This window comes from Paraburkholderia dinghuensis (assembly GCF_003837865.1).
Taxonomy (GTDB): Bacteria; Pseudomonadota; Gammaproteobacteria; order Burkholderiales; family Burkholderiaceae; genus Paraburkholderia; species Paraburkholderia dinghuensis.
In genome coordinates this window covers 33164-52144 of the sequence record NZ_RQIS01000025.1, presented here as the reverse complement: position 1 = coordinate 52144, position 18981 = coordinate 33164, and the positions used below count along the sequence as shown (strand labels likewise).

Below are 18981 nucleotides of genomic sequence, written 5' to 3'. Positions count from 1 at the left end.
AGGGCGACACCGATGCAGTGAACGTCAGCCAGCTCAAAGGCGTGACAGATGCGCTCGGCGGCGGCGCGGGCGTGAACGCGGACGGCTCAATCGAGGCGCCGTCATATTCCGTCGACGGCAAGACCTACGGCGACGTTGGTTCAGCGCTGCAGGCGGTTGACGGTGCCGCGCAAGCCGGTTTGGCGGAGGCGGTCAAGTACGACTCGTCGGCTCATGACAAGGTGACGCTGGGCGGCGAGGGTTCGGGTACACCGGTGAAGCTGATGAACGTGGCAGTGGGCACGCTCTCAGCGTCGAGCACGGACGCGGTGAACGGCTCGCAACTTTACGCGACGAACCAGAAGCTCGATCAGACGACGGGTAACGTCACGAACATCCAGGCGGAACTCGCGGATGCGGTCAAGTACGACTCGTCGGCACACGACACGGTGACGTTGGGCGGTGAGGGCCTGGGCACGCCGGTGAAGCTGCTGAACGTGGCGGCGGGCACGCTCTCGGCGTCGAGCACGGACGCGGTGAACGGCTCGCAACTTTACGCGACGAACCAGAAGCTCGATCAGACGACGGGTGATGTCACGAACATCCAGTCGCAACTGGCGGACGCGGTGGCGTATGACTCATCGGCACACGACAAAGTGACGCTGGGCGGCGTGGGTTCGGGTACGCCGGTAAAACTGTTGAACGTGGAGGATGGTACGCTTTCGGCGTCGAGCACGGACGCAGTGAACGGTTCGCAGCTCTATGCGACGAACCAGAAGCTCGATCAGACGACGGGTGATGTCACGAACATCCAGTCGCAACTGGCGGACGCGGTGGTGTACGACTCGTCGGCACACGACAAGCTGACGCTGGGCGGCGTGGGTTCAGCCATGCCCGTGACGCTGCACAACGTGGCGCCGGGCAATCTCTCGACGACGAGCACGGACGCGGTGAACGGTTCGCAGCTCTACGCGACGAACAAGAAGCTCGACGAGACGGCGGGTGACGTAACGGACATCCAGTCGCAGCTCGCGGACGCAGTGTTGTACGACTCGTCAGCACACGACTCGGTGACGCTTGGTCGTCCGGATGTGTCTCCGGTGGTGTTGCGCAACGTGGCGGCAGGTATCTCTTCAAACGATGCGGTCAACGTAGGCCAGTTGACCTCGGCGGGCTTCCAGCTCGACAACTCAGGAGCGGTCCTCAACCAGGCCGTGACCTACGACGTCGGTTCGATCACGGCTGGCAACCCCACGATTACGTTGGATCCCGGCACCGGTAACAGCGTGTATTTCCGGAACGGTAATCGCGGTGACGGCCACCTGCCGACAGGTACGCGCATCAGTAACGTGGCCAACGGTATCCAGGATACGGACGCGGCGAATGTCGGCCAAGTCTTCGACATCGTGAACGCGTCCTCAAACAGCCAAAACACAAGCGGCGCGACGATGATGGGCGCGATGATGCTGGCCTCGCCGTCGGCTGGTTCTGGTGTAGATGTCACCGGCCGGACATGGAGTTTCGACAATGCCAACACATACCAAAGGGTGAACGGCTTAAACGACGGCGCGGGCTCGACGGGGGTCTCCGATCCGGCACAGGCGGCGTCGGCCGGAGCGATTGCGATCGGCTCGCAGGCGTATACAACCGGCACGGCTGGGGTAGCGTTGGGCGTACAGGCGTACGCCCAAGCGAATGATTCTGTGGCACTGGGTGCGGGATCGGTCGCGAACCAGGCAAACACGGTGTCCGTGGGTACTGACGGCACGGTTTCCTATCAAGCGCTTGACGGCAAGGGCAACCTCATCGCCACGATCCAGAACCAGGCGAACACGCGCCGCATCGTGAATATGGCGGCCGGGCAGGGCGACACCGATGCAGTGAACGTCAGCCAGCTCAAAGGCGTGACAGATGCGCTCGGCGGCGGCGCGGGCGTGAACGCGGACGGCTCGATCGAGGCGCCGTCATATTCCGTCGACGGCAAGACCTACGGCGACGTTGGTTCGGCGCTGCAGGCGGTTGACGGTGCCGCGCAAGCCGGTTTGGCGGAGGCGGTGGCGTACGACTCATCGGCACACGACAAGGTGACGCTGGGCGGCGTGGGCTCGGGTACGCCGGTGAAGCTGCTGAACGTGGCGGCGGGCACGATCTCGGCGTCGAGCACGGACGCAGTGAACGGCTCGCAGCTCTATGGCCAGGCAGCGAGTACGGCCAGCGCGTTGGGCGGCGGGACGAAGGTCAATGCGGACGGCACGCTCAGTGCACCGACTTATAACCTGGGTGCCGGTACGGGGACGTACAGCGATGTCGGCTCTGCGCTCGATGCTGTGGCCGCGCTCGCCAGGGGCGGTTCAGTCGATGCAGTCATCTACGACACGTCGGCGCACGACAAGCTAACGCTCGGCGGCACGAAAGCCGGGGCTCCGGCCGTGCAGCTCACGAACGTGGCGGCGGGCACGCTCTCGGCGACGAGTACGGATGCGGTGAACGCCTCGCAGCTTTACGCGACGAACCAGAAGCTCGCGGAAACGTCGGGCGACATCACGAACATCTATTCGCAACTGGCGGACGCCGTCCAGTACGACACGTCGGCACACGACACAGTGACCTTGGGCGGTACGGGCGTACCGGTGCAGCTCTCGAACGTCGCGAACGCGAAGCAGGACAACGACGCGGTCAATCTCGCGCAACTCAAGGCGGCGGGTGCTACCTTCGATTCGTCGGGGAACGTGACAAATGCGTTCGTTGCATATGACGACACGTCGAAGACCTCGGTGACGTTCGGCGGCGTGGGCGCCGCGCCGGTGGCATTGCACAACGTGGCGGCAGGTGCGGTCAGCACGTCGAGCACAGACGCGGTGAACGGCTCGCAGCTCTACGGCCAGGCAGCGAGTACGGCCAGCGCGTTGGGCGGCGGGACGAAGGTCAATGCGGACGGCACGCTTAGTGCACCGACTTATAACCTGGGTGCCGATACGGGGACGTACAGCGATGTCGGCTCTGCGCTCGACGCGGTGGCCGCGCTCGCCAGGGGCGGTTCCGTAGATGCAGTCATCTACGACACGTCGGCACACGACAAGCTAACGCTCGGCGGCCCAAGCCCCAAGGGTCCTGTGCAGCTCACGAACGTGGCGAAGGCGACGACCGCCAGCGACGCTGTAAACCTCGAACAGTTGCAGGAGGCGGGTCTGAGCGTCGACTCGTCGGGCAACGTGACGAATGCGTTCGTGGCCTATGACGACTCCACGAAGAAGTCAGTGACGTTTGGCGGTACGAATCCGAGCGCGCCGGTTGCGCTGCACAACGTGGCAGCGGGTGCGCAACGCACGGACGCCGTGAATGTGTCGCAACTCGAAGCCGCGGGCCTGACTATCGACTCGTCGGGCAACGTGACAAACGCATTTGTCGCCTATGACGATACGAACAAGGATTCGGTGACGCTCGGCGGTAGTGGTACGTCTACGCCGGTGGCGTTGCACAACGTGGCGAATGCGAAAAGCGCTGGTGACGCTGTGAACCTTGCCCAGTTGCAGCAGGCCGGTCTTGATGTCGACTCGTCGGGCAACGTGACGAACGCATTTGTTGCCTATGACAACACGAACAAGGATTCGGTGACGTTCGGTGGCGTGGGTACGGGTGCGGCGCCGGTGGCGTTGCACAATGTGGCGGCGGGGGTGGTCAGCACGTCGAGCACGGACGCAGTGAACGGCTCGCAGCTCTACGGGCTGGCGGCGACTACGGCCAGCGCGTTGGGCGGCGCGACGAAGGTCAACGCGGATGGCTCGATCAGTACACCGAGCTACAACCTGCAGGGTGCCGGTACGTACAGCGATGTCGGCTCCGCGCTCGACGCTGTGGCCGCGCTCGCCAGGGGGGGCTCGGAGGACGCCGTCATCTACGACACATCGGCGCACGACAAGCTGACGCTCGGCGGCACGAAAGCCGGGGCTCCGGCCGTGCAGCTCACGAACGTCGCGAACGCGACGGAAGCCAGCGACGCCGTGAACCTTCGCCAGTTGCAGCAGGCCGGTCTGGACGTCGATTCGTCGGGCAATGTGACGAACGCATTCGTCGCCTACGATGACTCGAAGAAGGATTCGGTGACGCTTGGCGGCACTGGTTTGGGCAAGCCGGTGGCGCTGCATAACGTGGCGAATGCGACGAGTGCCGGTGATGCGGTGAACCTTGCTCAGTTGCAGGAAGCCGGGCTGACCGTCGACTCGTCTGGCAACGTGACGAATTCGTTCGTCGCCTATGACGACTCCTCCAAGGAGACCGTGACGTTCGGCGGCAAGGACGCGACCAAGCCTGTCACCCTGCGAAACGTCGCGAACGCGACTCAGGCGAGCGACGCGGTCAACCTCGCGCAGTTCGAAGCAGCCGGTCTGACCGTCGACTCGTCGGGTAACGTGACGAATGCCTTCGTCACTTATGACGACGCGTCGAAGGCGCAGATCACGCTCGGCGGCACGGATGGCACGGTGATCACGAACGTCAAGAAAGGCTCCGTGAGCGCAAGCAGCACCGACGCCGTGAACGGTTCGCAACTGTTCGCGCTCGAACAGCAGGTGAACTCATCGGGTCTCGGCCTCGTGATGCAGAACGACGAAGGGACGATCACGGTCGGCGCCAAGACCAACGGCAACCTGGTGGACTTCTCTGGCACGTCAGGCGCGCGCACGCTGACCGGCGTCGCGGGTGGCTCGGTCGACGCCACGAGCAGCGATGCGGTCAATGGCGCTCAGCTCTACGGCACAGCGAAGAGCACGGCATCGGCGCTCGGTGGCGGCTCGACGGTCGATGCGAATGGCATGGTGACGGCACCAACCTATTCGGTGGGCGGCACAACGGTCAACAACGTCGGTGATGCGCTTTCCAATCTCGACGGCCGTGTGACGAGCCTGCAGACCACGGTGACCAACATCGCCGGGTCGGTGGCCAACGCGGTGCAGTACGACTCGTCGGCACACGATCAGGTGACGCTCGGCGGCGCGAACTCCACGTCCACGGTGAAGCTGACCAACCTGACCGACGCGGACCTGAGCGCGACCAGCACCGACGCCGTAACGGGCGCCCAGCTGTACGCCACGAACCAGGAGCTTGCGAACCTGGGGAATGCAATCCAGAACATCGGCGACACAGGTTCACAGTACCTTTCGGCCACCTCGGACAGCGGTCCGGCTGCGGCAACAGGCAACTACTCGATTGCGGTGGGTGGCGGTGCGACTGCGTCGGGCTCCAACTCGACGTCGCTCGGCGACAAGGCGGCTGCGTCGGGCTCCAACTCGACTTCGCTCGGCAACAACGCGACTGCCTCGGCGGACAACTCGGTCGCGCTGGGTGCAAACTCAGTGGCGGATCGGGACGGTACCGTGTCGGTTGGTTCGGCGGGTAACGAACGCCAGATCACCAACGTCGCAGACGGTAAGGCTCCGACCGACGCAGTCAACATGCGTCAGTTCCAGAGCGGCATGACCGGCCTGCAACGTGGTGCATATGGCGGCGTGGCGGCGGCCACTGCGCTCACGATGATCCCGGACGTCGATCCGGGCAAGACGATCGCAGTCGGTATCGGTACGGCCAACTACAAGGGCTATCAGGCGACCGCGCTCGGCGCATCGGCACGTATCACCCAGAACCTCAAGGTCAAGATGGGGGCGGGCTACAGTGCGGGTGGCGGCACCACGGTCGGCGGCGGTATGTCGTATCAGTGGTAAGCGTCTGAACGGCGCAACGGGCGCGGCGCCATTCGGCCGTGCCCGTCAATGCCCGTAATTGGATCGAACACACGGCGGACTTCTTCGGAAGTCCGCTTTATTTTGTTCATCGGGGCTTACTGGGGCATCGTGCGAATGTAGATGGGTATTTGCTGCTAGTCGCGGCATGCGCAATCGCTGTGCTCGATGACCATGATGGCGCTTTGGGCCCCTATGGCAACGCGGGCGTTGAGCGGATGTCAGGCGCGGGCCAGAATTCCGTGGAAGTCTTTCAGCCGTCGGGTGTACAACCGCGAGACAAGGCTCCTGCTTCGTAGGTCGTGTCGTATTCCGAATCGCTTGCCAGGCATGCACTGCGATCGTGTGTACGATTCCCCACGCTCATCCGTGTGCCTGCGTATTTCGTTGTTCGCCGCGGCAGCGCGATTGTTTTCCTCTCGTGTTTGCTCGCCGTACCGGTGCGTTGCTGCAAAACAAAACCCCACGTTCTGAAAAACGTGGGGTTGGTCAGTAATCTGAAGCCTGACGTCGTGAACCGTCGCGCGGCTAGCTGCCGTAATGAATCAACGAGCCCGCCAGGAAACCAGTCGTCTGCCCGACCAAGGCGCGAAACGGTGCGGCGACAAAATCCAGTAAAGGTACCACTTGCTTATTTAACAGTTGCGTCCAGCGTCCAGATACTGTCTGTACTTCCAAAGGCAGGCCTGAGGTAAAAATAGTACGTTGCTGGAATTGGATTTGAATCATTCCAGCTGGTGCCGTCTCCCATGGTGAAGGCATACATCGGATCCGAAATTCCGCGCATCATTTCAAACGTCGGGCTCTTTCCCGAGCCGTTAGCAAGCGCGAGCGAGAAGTTCGTTGATCCGGGTGGAACATCGATCGAGAACATCAGTGGATCGTCGGTTGCACTGACAGGTATTTCTCGGACGGTTGTCCCCGAAACAATCGGGATAATTCCCGACGTTACATACGTCGTCAATGTCTTGTCACTATAAGAGCTTCGCGTGCCCACGTTAATATAGTAGGTCTTTGCCGCGGTAAGTGGCGCGAACACAATTTGGCAATTCAATGAGCCAGAACAGGTAAGGTCTCCTGGGCGATTGACTTCAAGGTCCGTAGTGACACGTGTGCTGATTACCGCATTTCCCGATCCGCCAGACGTAGCGATCCTGATGGAGTTCGTGCCCGCCGGCACTGTTACCGAATACCAAAGCTCACCCGAGCCGTCTCCTCCCACTGACGACAGGTTCGTCACCGATTGGTTGGGCTGAAGCGGAATTGCAATACTGTCCAACGAATTCGCAGCCTTTGCAGCCATCATTGTGCTTTTGTCCATGGTGCTGCCAATGCTGGTGCCATCACCCCCACCGCAAGCGGCGAGCACGGCGGAGAACAAAACCGATGCACCTGCGATCGTGAGTCGCCGTGCCGTCTGACGCTTCAAAGATTGCTTGATTTTCATGACATACCCCTAAAGATGTTCATCTTTATAAATAATAAGAATAACTAATTATTTCTTTAGTGATGCGGGTAAACATTCGTAGATATTGAAATGTTTGAATATAGGAATTAACCTAAAAAACTTGGGTGTGCGAGTGGCTATCGGAATGAGCTAAGGAAAAATCCGTTTTCGGCATCAAACTGGGGTTTCATGAATGCTCCTGCCGCCTGAGGGCGACGGAGTTTCAACAGAACCCTGATGTGCCGAACGATCAGACACAATGGAGCCCCGGCGCGTGCGGCTTTCAATGAGTCCCCGTCGCGCCGCCTCGCGAAAGGCCGCATTGACGGTGTTCAGGTGGAATCCGAGATCATCTGCGATGTCGCGCTGCGTCGGTAGCCTGTCGCCGGGGCGCAGTATCCCGAGTCGAATCGCATCCTCAATGTGGTCTGCAATCGCGAGATACACTGGCCAACCTATTCTCGCGAACTCAGGGCGCCACACAGTTGCAGGTGATATGTGAGCGTCGCGAGCGCTCCGCGTCGACAGATCCTTTGACTGCAATTCACGAAGCCTCATGGTGTCTATGCAACGCATAAATAGTTGCCGGTGCTGCGTGCCAGATCCAACACTCGCACCCCACGCATTCACGGTCAACGAGCGTCGCCAGTGAATGGCGGGCACTCGCCACCACTTTCCATGCGTCGATCAGTGCAAACACCGTGCGAGTATCACGTTTGAAATTCCCGACTTGGGCGGAATTCCGGGGCAAGTTATAGATTTGCCTACATGCATATTGCATGAAGCGATCGATACTATTTCCAATTGCCGAGATATAGCATCGATCTATTTGGTTCGTGCTTCTTGAAAATCTTGATTGGTGGATGCTGCGCCAACTCGTATGGAATTGGCTAGACGAAAAATCCCAAGTTTTGACAGACATCTAAAGTTAATTCGCATAGCAAAGTAAATTATTTAATGACGCTTGCTGTGCATGGGTGAAAGGCGCGTGGGGCGTGCGCCCGTTACTCCGCTGTCTCGCGCGGTGCGCTGTGCAACTTTGTCGGGCTTGTCGGTATGTCTTCGATCGGTGTGCGGTGCCGGCGCGTATCGCCTCCGCCTACGCTCGCGGCGGTCCGAGGGGCGCCTGCGCTACGCGCCTCAAGCGTCCCGCGTGCGCTTCTTGTCGTTATCTATGCGCTGGGCATTCGCGCGAATGCGCCGGATTTTCTCCGGTGAAGTATTCCAGGCACGTAAACGCCATGCCCTAACCGATCGGATCGAGGCGGCGGCGCGAGATGATCTCCTTCGCATCGGCCAGTTTTTCGGTGAGTTCCGGGCCGCACTGCAGCGCAACGCCCACCGCAAGAATGTCGCCGATCGCGAGATGCGAAGTGCGTGAGGTCATGGGGGAGAAGACGTCGGTGTCTTCGTCGACGTTCGCGTGCAGGCCGACTGTCGCAAGACGCGCGAGCGGCGACGTGGCGTGCGTAATGGCGATCACCTTCGCTCCGCGTTCGAGCGCGGTGCGCGCGGCATCGACGATATCGCGCGTGCGGCCGGTGTTCGAGATCGCGACGACAACATCTCCGCTGCCGAGCAGCGCCGCGGACATCAGGAATGTTTGTGGATCGGCGTAAGCGACACTCGGCATGCCGAGCCGGAAGAACTTGTGCTGCATGTCCTGTGCCGCGATGCCGGATCCGCCAGCGCCGTAAAACTCGATACGCCTTGCCCGCGAGAGCAGCTTGATGGCATCGGCGAGCGCATCGGCGGACAGGTTGTTGCGCACCTGCAGCAGCGCGCCGATGGTGCGGTCGAGCACTTTGGCCGCGACGCCCGGCACAGGCTCGTCGGGACGCACATCGCGGTAGACGGCGGGCGGCAGGTCGGCGGCGACAGCCTGCGCGAGCCGGATCTTGAACTCCCGGAATCCTGAGAAGCCGAGCGCGCGACAGAACCGCGCGATCGTCGGCTGGCTAACGCCGGCGCGCTGCGCGACGTCGGTCATCGAGAGGTCGAGAACTTCGCGCGGGGCGTCGACGATGTAATCCGCGAGCTTGCGCTCGGACGGGCGCAACTGCTCGCGCATGGCCTTCACCTGGGACAGCAGCATCGGGAAACTCGCACTATGCTGAAAGATCCGTGGACTATAGCGGATCCTATAGCGGATCGTTGGATGTGTACAAAAACTACACCAATACGACTGCCGATGCAATCCTTCAAACGCTGATTTACGGCAAGGTCCGAGAATGAAGAGGATTAAGCGCTTGCATTACGCTGACGACCAGGGATCTGCCGGGATTGCGTGCTTGTAGTTTTTCTACTAATATCGCCGCATCGCTGACCGCGGCGTGCAACCCGGCCCCACGCGTTCCACCGAGACGAAAGCAAGGAGATTCGATGGTTTCCCCGCATTCACAGTTGATGAAGGTCACGCGGCGCGTGATCGAGCGCAGCAAGCCGACGCGTGAGGCCTATCTCGCCCGCATCGCCGCTGCGCAGGACCGTTTTCCGGCGCGTGGCGCGTTGTCGTGCGCAAACCTCGCGCATGGCTTCGCCGGTCTCGAGGGCCGCGACAAGATCGCGATCAAGTCGATCCGCGAGCCGAATATCGGCATCGTCTCGGCGTACAACGAGATGCTCTCGGCGCACGCACCCTACAAGAACTATCCGGACATCATCAAGGAAGCGGCTCGCGAAAACGGCGGTGTCGCGCAGTTTGCAGGTGGCGTGCCCGCGATGTGTGATGGCGTGACACAGGGCAACGCGGGTATGGAGCTGTCGCTCTTTTCGCGCGAAGTGATCGCGATGAGCACGGCGGTCGCGCTCACGCACAATATGTTCGACGCGGCGCTGTGCCTTGGCATTTGCGACAAGATCGTGCCCGGTCTCCTGATCGGCGCGCTGCAGTTCGGCCATCTGCCCACGATTTTCGTTCCCGCCGGTCCCATGACGAGCGGACTTTCCAACGACGACAAGGCCAAGGTGCGCCAGCAGTTCGCGACCGGCCAGTGCGGCCGCGACGCGCTGCTCGAATCAGAGGCGGCGGCTTATCACAGCCAGGGCACCTGCACGTTCTACGGCACCGCCAACAGCAACCAGATGCTGATGGAAGTGATGGGCCTGCATCTGCCGGGCTCGGCATTCATTCATCCGTATACGCCGTTGCGCGACGCGCTTACGGCCGCTGCGGCGCGCCGTGTGCTCGATCTCACCGTCGAGCGCGGCCACTACACGCCGATCGGGCACGTGATCGACGAGCGCGCCATCATCAACGGCGTCGTCGCGCTGCTCGCAACGGGCGGCTCGACCAACCACACCATGCACCTCGTGGCGATGGCGCGCGCGGCGGGCATCGTCATCGACTGGGATGACTTCGACGTCCTCTCGGATTCCGTGCCACTACTCGCGCGCGTCTATCCGAACGGCAAGGCCGACGTGAACCACTTCCACGCGGCGGGCGGTATTGCGTTCCTCGTGCGCGAACTGCTCGACGGCGGGTTGCTGCACGAAGACGTCAAGACCGTCGCGGGCGAAGGGTTGCGCCACTATACGAAGGAGCCAAAGCTGCTCGACGGCAAGCTGACGTGGGTCGATGCGGTCGAGAAGAGCGCCGACACTGCTGTGCTGCGCGGCGTCGCCGAGCCGTTCCAGCCGGACGGCGGCTTGCGGCTCATGCAGGGGCGTCTCGGGCGCGGCGTCATCAAGGTTTCGGCCGTCGCGCCGGAGCGCCGCAAGGTGCGCGCTCCCGCGATTGTGTTCGATTCGCAGGAAGCCGTGCAGGAAGCGTTCGATCGCGGCGAGCTCGAGCGCGACTTTGTGGCCGTCGTGCGCTTTCAGGGCGCACGCGCCAATGGCATGCCGGAGCTGCACCGTCTCACGCCGCTGCTCGGCGTGATGCAGGACAAGGGCTTCCACGTCGCACTGGTCACCGACGGCCGCATGTCGGGTGCGTCGGGCAAGGTGCCCGCCGTGATCCACGTGTCGCCGGAGACGCTGTTGCATGGCCCGATCGGTAAGGTGCGCGACGGTGACATCATCGTGATCGACGCGGTCGAAGGCGTGCTCGACGTCGAAGTCGACGCCGCCGAATGGGACGCGCGCCCGGTCGCGCAGCCCGCCCACCAGGAAAGCAACGAAGTCGGCTTCGGCCGCGAGCTTTTTGGCGTGTTTCGTGCCGCGGCCGCGCCGGCTGAGCTCGGCGCGTCGGTGTTCGGGCCGCTGGTCGGCGAAACGGTCGGCCACGCGTCGGCAGCGACGACGGTCGACGCCAACGCGGCTAACGCGAACCAATATCAAGGAGCATGAACATGGCAACAACGTCGGTAGCCGACATCGTCCGTCTCGGCCCGGTGATTCCGGTGCTCGCCTTCGATAACGCCACGCAGGGCGAGCACGTTTCGCGCGCGCTGCACGCGGGCGGCGTCAAGGTGCTCGAAATCACGCTGCGCACGGCGGCCGGGCTCGAGGCGATCAAGCGCGCGGCGCAGATCGCGCCGGATATCGTCGTCGGCGTCGGCACGATCACGAAGCCCGAGCACTGCGCGCTCGCGAAGAACGCCGGCGCGAAGTTCGGCGTCTCGCCGGGTCTCACGCGCGAGATCCACGACGCTTCGCTCGACGCAGGGTTGCCGCTTCTGCCGGGCGTCATGACGCCGTCCGACATCATCGCGGCGATGGAACTCGGCTACGAGATCGTCAAGTTTTTCCCGGCGGTGCCGGCAGGCGGCATCGCGATGCTCAATGCCTTCCACGGCCCGTTCCCGACGCTCAAGTTCTGCCCGACGGGCGGCATTACTCCCGAAACCGCGCCGAACTTCCTCGCGCTGCCGAACGTGGTCTGTGTTGGCGGCTCGTGGCTCACGCCGAAGGCTGCGCTCACCGCCGAGAACTGGGCTGAGGTCACGCGCCTCGCCCGCGCGGCAAGCGAACTGGCGCGTCCGGTACGCTGACGCCGGATTCGCGGGCGGGTTTTGGCGTCGGTGCTGCCGCGCGCCGAACCGGACTGCCGCGAGCGGCGCTGCCGCGCGATTACGAATGATGCGGCGTCGCAGCATCGCCAGGTGCGATGTTGGAAGACGCGGCACATGCGAACCCGCCTGGCTGGCGCAGGCGCGACGAACCGCGCGAGGTTGACGCCTCGCGCGGTTCGTCTTTTGTGCACGCAATCGCGAAAGCCGCTAACCTCTGCAGTCGCAGTCCTGCCGCCTGGCGGCGCATAACGCCAGGCCGCGGGCGCTGCCAACACATATCAAAACTATCTGGAGAGAACCCTCATGGGAGCGGACCACGGCAGCATGCTGCTGGTTTATGCGGTCATCGCGATCGCTGCGCTGATTCTGCTAATCACGCGCTACAAGGTTTATCCGTTTCTCGTCCTGATCATCGTCTCGCTGCTGCTCGGCCTCGTTGCAGGGTTGCCGATGGATCAGATCGTCAAGTCGTTCGAGACAGGCAATGGCAACACGCTCGGCCACATTGCGATTGTGGTCGGACTCGGCACCATGCTCGGCAAGATGATGGCCGAGTCCGGCGGCGCCGAACGTGTTGCCACGACGCTCATCGGCTGGTTCGGCGAGAAGAACATTCACTGGGCGATGATGTTCGTTGCGGTCATCGTCGGCTTGCCGGTGTTCTTCGAAGTCGGCTTCGTGCTCCTGATTCCGATTGCGTTCAACGTCGCCAAACGCACCGGCAAGTCGCTGCTACTCGTCGGTCTGCCCATGGTGGCCGGTCTTTCCGTCGTGCACGGCCTGATTCCGCCACACCCGGCCGCGCTGCTCGCGGTGCAGGCGTTTCACGCCGATATCGGCAAGACCATCGCGTACGGTCTGATCGTCGGCGTGCCGACCGCGATCGTCGCTGGTCCGCTCTTCGCGCTGCTCATTCACCGTACGATCAAGTTGCCCGACGAAAACCCGCTTGCCGCGCAGTTCATCGCCGTCAAGCCCAAGGCCGACAGCGAACTGCCCAGCTTCGGCATCACGGTTTTCACGATCCTGCTGCCCGTGATTCTCATGCTCGTCGGTAGTTGGGCCGACCTCGTGTTTGCGCCGAAGACACTGCCCAACAGCCTGCTGCACTTCTTCGGCACCACCGACGTCGCGCTCCTGGTCGCCGTGCTCGTGAGTTTCTGGACCTTCGGCGCGCAACGCGGCTTTACGCGCGAGCAGATCCAGAAGTTCTGCGGCGACTGTCTCGCGCCGATCGCGGGCATTACGCTGATCGTTGGCGCCGGCGGTGGGTTCGGTCGCGTGCTGATGGACAGCGGTATTTCGAAGGAGATCGTTGGTGTCGCGCAGTCGGCGCACCTCTCGCCGCTGCTGTTCGGCTGGTTCGTCGCCGCGCTGATACGCCTCGCAACCGGATCCGCCACTGTCGCAATGACGACGGCCTGCGGCATCGTCGCGCCGATCGCCGCCGCGAGCGGCACGACGGTGAGGCCCGAACTGCTCGTGCTTGCGACGGGCTCGGGTTCGCTGATCTTCTCGCACGTCAACGACGGCGGCTTCTGGCTGATCAAGGAGTACTTCGGCATGACCGTCGTTCAGACGTTCAAGACCTGGTCGCTCTGTGAGACCATTATTTCCGTGCTGGGGCTTGGGCTGACGTTTGCCCTGGCTGCGGTGGTGTGAACCTGGAGTAGTCGATGATTCTGATCGCAATGGGTGTGTCGGGGGCGGGCAAGACGCGCATCGGCGAATTGCTGGCCGAGCGTCTGCACTGTAGCTTCACGGATGGCGATGTCTTCCATAGCGAAGCCAACAAAAAGAAGATGCACGACGGCATCCCGCTCACCGATGATGACCGCTGGCCGTGGCTGCGTACGATTCGCGCGGCCATCGAAGACAAGCACCGCGCGCATGAGACAGCCGTGTTTACGTGTTCGTCGCTGAAGCGTTCGTACCGCGATATCCTGCGCGGCACCGATCGCGACGTGTGTTTCGTTTATCTGAAGGGCAGCTTCGAGGTGCTGCACGAGCGGCTCGCGTCGCGGACCGGGCATTTCTTCGATCCGTCGCTGTTGCAAAGCCAACTCGATACGCTCGAAGAGCCGGGCACGGACGAAGCGATTGTGGTGAGCATCGAACTCACGCCCGAGCAGATCGTCGATGACGTCATGAAGCAGATGGCGACGCGTCGGGCGAGCTAATCGCGTGACGTAAAAAAAGCGCTTCGTTCATTGCGAACGAAGCGCTTTTTTATTGGGGGATGGCGCCAGTCCGGCGCGCCGCGATGCGCTTACGAAATGCGCTTCGCAAGTTCCACGGCCTTGCCGATATACGACGCCGGCGTCATTTCCAGCAGGAGCTTCTTCGCGTCGTCAGGAATCGCGAGGCCCGACACGAACGTTTGCAGAGCTTCCCGCGTGATGCCCTTGCCGCGCGTGAGTTCCTTCAATTGCTCGTACGGGTTCTCGATGCCATAGCGGCGCATCACGGTCTGCACCGGCTCTGCAAGCACTTCCCACGTCGCGTCGAGGTCGTCGTTCAGGCGCTGCGGGTTCACTTCGAGCTTGTCGAGGCCGCGGATCAGCGCGTCATACGAAAGCAGCGAGTAGCCGAACGCGACGCCGATATTGCGCAGCACCGTCGAGTCGGTCAAATCTCGCTGCCAGCGCGAGATCGGCAGCTTGTCGGCGAGGTGGCGCAGCGTCGCGTTCGCGAGGCCGAGATTGCCTTCCGAGTTTTCGAAGTCGATCGGGTTGACCTTGTGCGGCATCGTCGACGAACCGATTTCGCCCGCCTTCGTCTTCTGCTTGAAGTAGCCGAGCGAGATGTAGCCCCACACGTCGCGGTCGAGGTCGAGCAGGATCGTGTTCGCGCGCGCGATGGCGTCGAACAGTTCGGCCATGTAGTCGTGCGGCTCGATCTGGATCGTGTACGGGTTGAACGTGAGCTTCAGGCGCTGTTCGACGACGTTCTTCGAGAACGCTTCCCAGTCGAACTCCGGATACGCCGAGAGGTGCGCGTTGAAGTTGCCGACCGCGCCGTTCATCTTGCCGAGCAGTTCGACCTTCTCGATGCGCTGGATCGCGCGCGCAAGACGCGCCGCGACGTTGGCGATTTCCTTGCCGAGCGTCGTGGGGCTAGCGGGCTGACCGTGCGTGCGCGAGAGCATCGGCTGTTCGGCGTGCGCGTGCGCGAGCTTGACGAGGCGCTGATACACCGAGCGCAGCGCCGGCAGGATCACATGCTCGCGCGCGCCGGCCAGCATGAGGCCGTGCGACGTGTTGTTGATGTCTTCCGACGTGCAGGCGAAGTGGATGAATTCGCTCGCGCGCTCCAGTTCCGGCTGACCCTTCACCGATTCCTTGAGCCAGTACTCGACGGCCTTCACGTCGTGGTTCGTCACGCGCTCGATGTCCTTGATGCGCGCGGCGTCGTGTGCCGTGAAGTTTTCGGCGAGCTTGAGCAGGAACTGCTCCGACGCTTCCGAAAAACGCGGCACTTCCGCGAAACCGGCGTGCGAAAGCGCGATCAGCCAGTGGATCTCGACCGTCACGCGATGGCGCATGAACGCGGCTTCCGAGAGCCAGTCGCGCAGGGCTTCGGTTTTCGAGGCGTAGCGGCCGTCGAGCGGGGAAAGCGCGGTGAGCGCGAAGAGGGTATCGGGACGGGTGTCGGACATGATGGGGACGTAACGGTGGGGGTTACGCTCGCGCGGTTACGATCGCGCGGTTGCGACCGGTTAAGTTCAGCCGGGAAGACGGCGGGAGGCGCGTATTTTATCACCTCGCAGGTGGCGCCCCGTGCCTGCCGGGCGATGCGTGGCGCCGGCTGGTTTGCAAGATGGCCGGCCGGGAGGTGGTTTTACAGTGGACGATTGCGCCGCGCCAGCGCTTCGTTTTGTCCCATCACGCATGAACCCCAAATTCCCGCTCCTGTCTCCCGACGAGGCCGACACCCTGATCGAAGAAGGCCTCGCTTACCACCGCGAGGGACGGCTCGTCGACGCTCAGGCTATGTACGAGCGCGTGGTCGCGCAGTGGCCGGATCATGCCGCAGCGTTGCACTACCTTGGGCTGATTGCGCTCGATCGGGGAGAGTCGGCAAACGCGGTGACGTTGATCGACCGTGCGCTTGCGCTGGCACCGGACAATGCGGAATACCTCGGCAATCGCGGTGTCGTTGCTGCCAGGCTGGGCGACCACGCCGGCGCCGCCGTCTGGCAGCGCAAGGCGCTGGCCAATGCACCCGGGTTTGCGAACGCCCACAACAACCTGGGCAATGCGCTGCTGTCGCTCGGCGAGATCGCTTGCGCGATTGAGCACTACCGGAACGCACGCGCGCTTGTTCCGCAGTCCGCGCACTTCGCCTTCAATCTCGGGCGCGCGCTCGAAGCGGCTGGCAGTAACGACGCTGCGCTAGCCGAATTTCGAGCCGCATCTGCGCTCGAACCGCACGACATGCACGCGCTCATGCACGCCGGCAGGCTGTTGCTCGCGGCGGGTGCCCACGCCGAGGCGGTGCGCTGCTTCGAACCCGTCGTCGCGCGCGAGCCGCACAACGTTTTCGCGCTCTTCGAACTCGCCTACGCGTACGACGCACTGCATCGTTACGCCGATGCGATTCCACTGTACGAACGGGCGGTTGCAGTCAATCCCGACGCCGCCGGCGTCGTCAACAATCTCGCTTTCGCCTTGACGGCGCTCGCGCGTTACGACGAAGCCGAGGTTCACTACCGCCGCGCGCTGGAACTCGATCGCGACCTGCCCGAGTCGAAATTCCAGCTTGGCATGCTGCTGCTTCGGCGCGGCGATTTCGCCGATGGCTGGCCGCTCTTCGAGAGCCGCAAGACGACCGTGCGCGCCAGGTCGAATTACCGCAAACTGCCCTGCGCCGAATGGCAAGGCGAGCCGTTGGCGGGCAAGCGCTTCCTGATCGCGCGCGAGCAGGGCGTGGGCGACCAGATCCAGTTCCTGCGCTACGCGCGCTTGCTTGCCGCGATGGGTGCGCGCGTCGATGCATGGGTTGCCCCCGAACTGGCGTCGCTCGCCGCGACTGTGCCGGGCGTCGCGCGCGTGATCGACGCCGCGCCGGACGACGAAGCCATCGCGCGGCAATACGACTACTGGTGCGACGTGATGAGCCTGCCGTTGCATTTTCGCGGCAGGCCGATCGAGGCGGCCACGCCGTACCTGCATGCCGATCCCCGTGAGGCCGCTGCCTGGCGCTTGCGCGTGAATACGCTCGCGCGCGGTGCGCGTCGGCGCATCGGGCTCGTCTGGGCCGGCAATCCACGTCATCACTTCGACGCGTTTCGCTCGGTGCCGCTCGAGGCGCTGCTGCCGCTCGCGGCGCTCGACGGCAATGCGTGGTTCGCGATCCAGAAGGGCAACGCCGCCGCGCAGCTCGCCGACGTCGCCGACCACTGGCCGATGCACGCGATCGGCGACGAACTCCATGACTTCGCGAGCACGGCGGCGCTCGTCGCCAGCCTCGATCTCGTGATTACCGTCGATACATCGGTGGCGCACCTGGCGGGCGCGCTCGGCAAGCCGGTCTGGGTGCTGCTCGCCGCGCAGCCCGACTGGCGCTGGGGCATCGGGCGCCGCGATTCTGTCTGGTATCCATCGGCGCGGCTCTTCCGGCAGGGCGAGCTAGGTGACTGGCGTGGGGGCGTCTCCGAACTCCGGTCGGCGCTTCTGGCTTGATGCAACACCGGGCAGTCTTGCCCCTGATTTACAGCGGCGGGCCTAGAATGCGGACTTCACATCACCAGGCACGTCACTGGACGCGCGATTCGCATGGAACTCAAATGGCTCGAAGACTTCGTTTCGCTCGCGGAGACGCATAGTTTCAGCCGCTCCGCCGAATTGCGGCACGTGACCCAGCCGGCGTTTTCGCGCCGCATCCAGGCACTCGAAGCGTGGCTCGGCACGGAATTGATCGATCGATCGGTCTATCCGACGCGCCTCACCGCCGCGGGCCAGGTGTTCTACGAGCAGGCGCTCGCGATGCTGTCGCAGTTTCACGAAGCGCGCACGCTGCTGCGCGGCCACACGGGGACGCCCGAGGCGACGATCGAATTCGCCGTGCCGCACACGCTCTCGCTCACGTATTTTCCGCGCTGGCTACAGCGCATCGAGGCCAAGCTCGGCCGCATCAATACCCGTCTGCGCGCGCTCAACGTGCACGACGCGGTGCTCTCGCTCGTGGAGGGAGGCTGCGATCTCGTGATGGGCTATCACCATCCGAGTCATCCCGTGACGCTCGACCCCGCGCGCTACGACACGCTCACGCTTGGCATCGAGTCGATCAGTCCGTATTCCGCGCCGCAGCGCGTGGGCCGTCCGCGCTACACGCTGCCCGGCACGGCCGACGCGCCCACGCCTTACCTTTCGTATACGCCGAACGCTTATCTCGGCCGCATGACGGAGGTGATCGTCGGCAATGCGCCGACGCGACTCTATCTGGACCGCGTCTACGAGACCGACATGGCGGAGGGCCTCAAGGCGATGACGCTCGCGGGCCACGGCATCGCGTTCCTGCCTCATAGCGCGGTAGAGGACGCGGTGGCGCAGGGCGATCTCATCCGGCTCGACCGCGCGACTCGCGGTACGCCCGCGGGGCAATTCACGCTCGACATGGAAATTCGCCTCTATCGCGACAAGTTCGCGGCGCAAGGCGAGGACGCGCGCCGCGCGCTCGTCAGCCGGGTGTGGGATGCGGTGAGCGAGGAACTCGCGCAGGGCAGCGCGTAAAGGGCAGGGACGCGGGGCAGAGAAGCGTCAGTCAAGCCGACGAAGTTGCAAGCAACGCCCGCACTCACGAAAGCGTCCGGCTGTGAAAGTCATCGCAATGCGGTGCGTTGCGCACGCGGGCGAAGGCCGGC

11 protein-coding genes are annotated in these 18981 nt (G+C 63.2%); 7 read left to right on the top strand and 4 right to left on the bottom strand.

Annotation, left to right across the window (positions count from 1 at the left end):
- On the top strand, positions 1-5696 hold a 5696-nt coding region (locus D1Y85_RS24640; RefSeq protein ID WP_221410336.1), incomplete at its 5' end, for a YadA-like family protein.
- A 649-nt stretch (positions 5697-6345) separates the two neighbouring features.
- Here the strand turns inward: D1Y85_RS24640 and D1Y85_RS24635 are convergent.
- From D1Y85_RS24635 to D1Y85_RS24625, 3 genes are all read right to left on the bottom strand, one after another.
- The gene (locus tag D1Y85_RS24635) at positions 6346-7161 is read right to left on the bottom strand and encodes a pre-peptidase C-terminal domain-containing protein (protein ID WP_124153694.1); all 816 of its coding nucleotides are present in this window, start codon (positions 7159-7161) and stop codon (positions 6346-6348) included.
- Between the two features lie 174 nt (positions 7162-7335).
- On the bottom strand, positions 7336-7719 hold the full coding sequence (locus tag D1Y85_RS24630; protein ID WP_246025041.1) for a GntR family transcriptional regulator: 384 nt from the start codon (positions 7717-7719) through the stop codon (positions 7336-7338).
- A 688-nt stretch (positions 7720-8407) separates the two neighbouring features.
- Complete coding sequence (locus tag D1Y85_RS24625) at positions 8408-9256, bottom strand: MurR/RpiR family transcriptional regulator (RefSeq protein WP_124153693.1); 849 nt, start codon at positions 9254-9256, stop codon at positions 8408-8410.
- 287 nt (positions 9257-9543) lie between these two features.
- On the opposite strand from D1Y85_RS24625, the gene edd reads away from it, so the two are divergent.
- The 4 genes from edd (at position 9544) to D1Y85_RS24605 (ending at position 14296) form a co-directional block, all read left to right on the top strand.
- Positions 9544-11451, top strand: a complete 1908-nt coding sequence (gene edd, locus D1Y85_RS24620; protein WP_124153692.1) for a phosphogluconate dehydratase — start codon at positions 9544-9546, stop codon at positions 11449-11451.
- 2 nt (positions 11452-11453) lie between these two features.
- Positions 11454-12095, top strand: a complete 642-nt coding sequence (gene eda / locus D1Y85_RS24615) for a bifunctional 4-hydroxy-2-oxoglutarate aldolase/2-dehydro-3-deoxy-phosphogluconate aldolase (RefSeq protein ID WP_124153691.1) — start codon at positions 11454-11456, stop codon at positions 12093-12095.
- Positions 12096-12419: 324 nt separating this feature from the next.
- Positions 12420-13778, top strand: coding sequence for a GntT/GntP/DsdX family permease (locus D1Y85_RS24610; RefSeq protein WP_124153690.1), 1359 nt, complete (start codon positions 12420-12422; stop codon positions 13776-13778).
- Positions 13779-13792: 14 nt separating this feature from the next.
- Entirely contained in the window at positions 13793-14296 is a 504-nt protein-coding gene (locus D1Y85_RS24605) for a gluconokinase (RefSeq protein WP_124153689.1), read from the top strand.
- Positions 14297-14385: 89 nt separating this feature from the next.
- Here the strand turns inward: D1Y85_RS24605 and purB are convergent, their stop codons facing one another.
- Complete coding sequence (gene purB / locus D1Y85_RS24600; RefSeq protein ID WP_124153688.1) at positions 14386-15774, bottom strand: adenylosuccinate lyase; 1389 nt, start codon at positions 15772-15774, stop codon at positions 14386-14388.
- Positions 15775-16006: 232 nt separating this feature from the next.
- Between purB and D1Y85_RS24595 the strand changes: the two genes are divergently transcribed.
- Positions 16007-17800, top strand: coding sequence for a tetratricopeptide repeat protein (locus D1Y85_RS24595; RefSeq protein WP_124153687.1), 1794 nt, complete (start codon positions 16007-16009; stop codon positions 17798-17800).
- A 93-nt stretch (positions 17801-17893) separates the two neighbouring features.
- Complete coding sequence (locus D1Y85_RS24590; protein WP_124153686.1) at positions 17894-18850, top strand: LysR family transcriptional regulator; 957 nt, start codon at positions 17894-17896, stop codon at positions 18848-18850.
- Positions 18851-18981 lie beyond the last annotated feature (131 nt).

What these genes read in the sequence shown, in the direction of transcription:
- edd (WP_124153692.1), top strand. Translation starts at nt 9,544, where the DNA reads ATGGTTTCCCCGCATTCACAGTTGATGAAGGTCACGCGGCGCGTGATC.
- D1Y85_RS24625 (WP_124153693.1), bottom strand. Translation starts at nt 9,256, where the DNA reads ATGCTGCTGTCCCAGGTGAAGGCCATGCGCGAGCAGTTGCGCCCGTCC.
- D1Y85_RS24590 (WP_124153686.1), top strand. Translation starts at nt 17,894, where the DNA reads ATGGAACTCAAATGGCTCGAAGACTTCGTTTCGCTCGCGGAGACGCAT.
- D1Y85_RS24635 (WP_124153694.1), bottom strand. Translation starts at nt 7,161, where the DNA reads ATGAAAATCAAGCAATCTTTGAAGCGTCAGACGGCACGGCGACTCACG.
- D1Y85_RS24630 (WP_246025041.1), bottom strand. Translation starts at nt 7,719, where the DNA reads ATGAGGCTTCGTGAATTGCAGTCAAAGGATCTGTCGACGCGGAGCGCT.
- D1Y85_RS24605 (WP_124153689.1), top strand. Translation starts at nt 13,793, where the DNA reads ATGATTCTGATCGCAATGGGTGTGTCGGGGGCGGGCAAGACGCGCATC.
- D1Y85_RS24595 (WP_124153687.1), top strand. Translation starts at nt 16,007, where the DNA reads ATGAACCCCAAATTCCCGCTCCTGTCTCCCGACGAGGCCGACACCCTG.
- eda (WP_124153691.1), top strand. Translation starts at nt 11,454, where the DNA reads ATGGCAACAACGTCGGTAGCCGACATCGTCCGTCTCGGCCCGGTGATT.
- D1Y85_RS24610 (WP_124153690.1), top strand. Translation starts at nt 12,420, where the DNA reads ATGGGAGCGGACCACGGCAGCATGCTGCTGGTTTATGCGGTCATCGCG.
- purB (WP_124153688.1), bottom strand. Translation starts at nt 15,774, where the DNA reads ATGTCCGACACCCGTCCCGATACCCTCTTCGCGCTCACCGCGCTTTCC.